The following is a 1,996-nucleotide window of genomic DNA, read 5'->3' on the forward strand; positions in this document are numbered from 1 at the left end:
ATATTGATGCAGGTGTGGTTACCAACCAAGCGACTGCTAGTGGTAATGACCCAGCAGGTAACAGTATCACAGATGATAGTGATGATCCAAGTGATCCAACCAGTGATGATGATCCAACCGATACGATTATTCCGCAAAACCCATCAATGTCTCTTACCAAGACAAGCAACCTAGACTTAGGTGCTGATGGTGTGGTAAGTGTTGGTGATGTTATTACTTATACTTATACGATTAGCAACACAGGCGATGTGACCTTATTTGACCTAAGTGTCACTGAAGACGCAGCCGACTTTACCGGAACAGGAACCTTACCAACACCAGTGTATGTTAGTGGCGGAGCAGACCTAGATGGTGATGCAGATCTTGAGGATTTAGCTGTAGGTGCAGGTACGATTGTTTACACAGCTACCTATGCTATTACACAGGCTGATATTGATGCAGGTGTGGTTACCAACCAAGCGACTGCTAATGGTAATGACCCAGCAGGCAATAGTATCACAGATGATAGTGATGATCCAAGTGATCCAACCAGTGATGATGATCCAACCGATACGGTTATTCCACAAAGCCCATCAATGTCTCTTACCAAGACAAGCAACCTAGACTTAGGCGCTGATGGTGTGGTAAGTGTTGGTGATGTTATTACTTATACTTATACGATTAGCAATACAGGCGATGTGACCTTATTTGACCTAAGTGTCACTGAAGACGCAGCCGACTTTACCGGAACAGGAACTTTACCAACACCAGTGTATGTTAGTGGCGGAGCAGACCTAGATGGTGATGCAGATCTTGAGGACTTAGCTGTAGGTGCAGGTACGATTGTTTACACAGCTACCTACGCTATTACACAAGCTGATATTGATGCAGGTGTGGTTACCAACCAAGCGACTGCTAGTGGTAATGACCCAGCAGGTAACAGTATCACAGATGATAGTGATGATCCAAGTGATCCAACCAGTGATGATGATCCAACCGATACGGTTATTCCACAAAACCCATCAATGTCTCTTACTAAGACAAGCAACCTAGATTTAGGTGCTGATGGTGTGGTAAGTGTTGGTGATGTTATTACTTATACTTATACGATTAGTAACACAGGCGATGTGACCTTATTTGACCTAAGTGTCACTGAAGATGCAGCCGACTTTACCGGAACAGGAACCTTACCAACACCAGTGTATGTAAGTGGCGGAGCAGACCTAGATGGTGATGCAGATCTTGAGGATTTAGCTGTTGGTGCAGGTACGATTGTTTACACAGCTACCTACGCTATTACACAAGCTGATATTGATGCAGGTGTGGTTACCAACCAAGCGACTGCTAATGGTAATGATCCAGCAGGTAACAGTATCACAGATGATAGTGATGATCCAAGTGATCCAACCAGTGATGATGATCCAACAGATACTATAATTCTTAATAATGCTGAATTGAGTATAAACAAGTCGAGCAACCTAGATTTAGGTGCTGATGGTGTGGTAAGTGTTGGTGATGTTATTACTTATACTTATACTATTAGTAACACAGGCGATGTGACCTTATTTGACCTAAGTGTCACTGAAGATGCAGCCGATTTTACTGGAACAGGAACTTTACCAACACCAGTGTATGTAAGTGGCGGAGCAGACCTAGATGGTGATGCAGATCTTGAGGACTTAGCTGTAGGTGCAGGTACGATTGTTTACACAGCTACCTACGCTATTACACAGGCAGATATTGATGCAGGTGTGGTTACCAACCAAGCGACTGCTAGTGGTAATGACCCAGCAGGTAACAGTATCACAGATGATAGTGATGATCCAAGTGATCCAACCAGTGATGATGATCCAACAGATACGGTTATTCCACAAAACCCATCAATGTCGCTTACCAAGACAAGCAACCTAGACTTAGGTGCTGATGGTGTGGTAAGTGTTGGTGATGTTATTACTTATACTTATACGATTAGCAACACAGGCGATGTGACCTTATTTGACCTAAGTGTCACTGAAGA

At 43.5% G+C, this 1,996-nt stretch carries 1 protein-coding gene; it reads left to right on the forward strand.

Translation table 11 applies throughout. The features are described from left to right. Window positions 1-1,996, forward strand: a 1,996-nt coding sequence (locus ACU8DI_RS11185; protein WP_447113079.1) for a DUF7507 domain-containing protein, incomplete at both ends; no start/stop codon positions are given.

Source organism: Psychroserpens sp. BH13MA-6 (genome assembly GCF_052983595.1).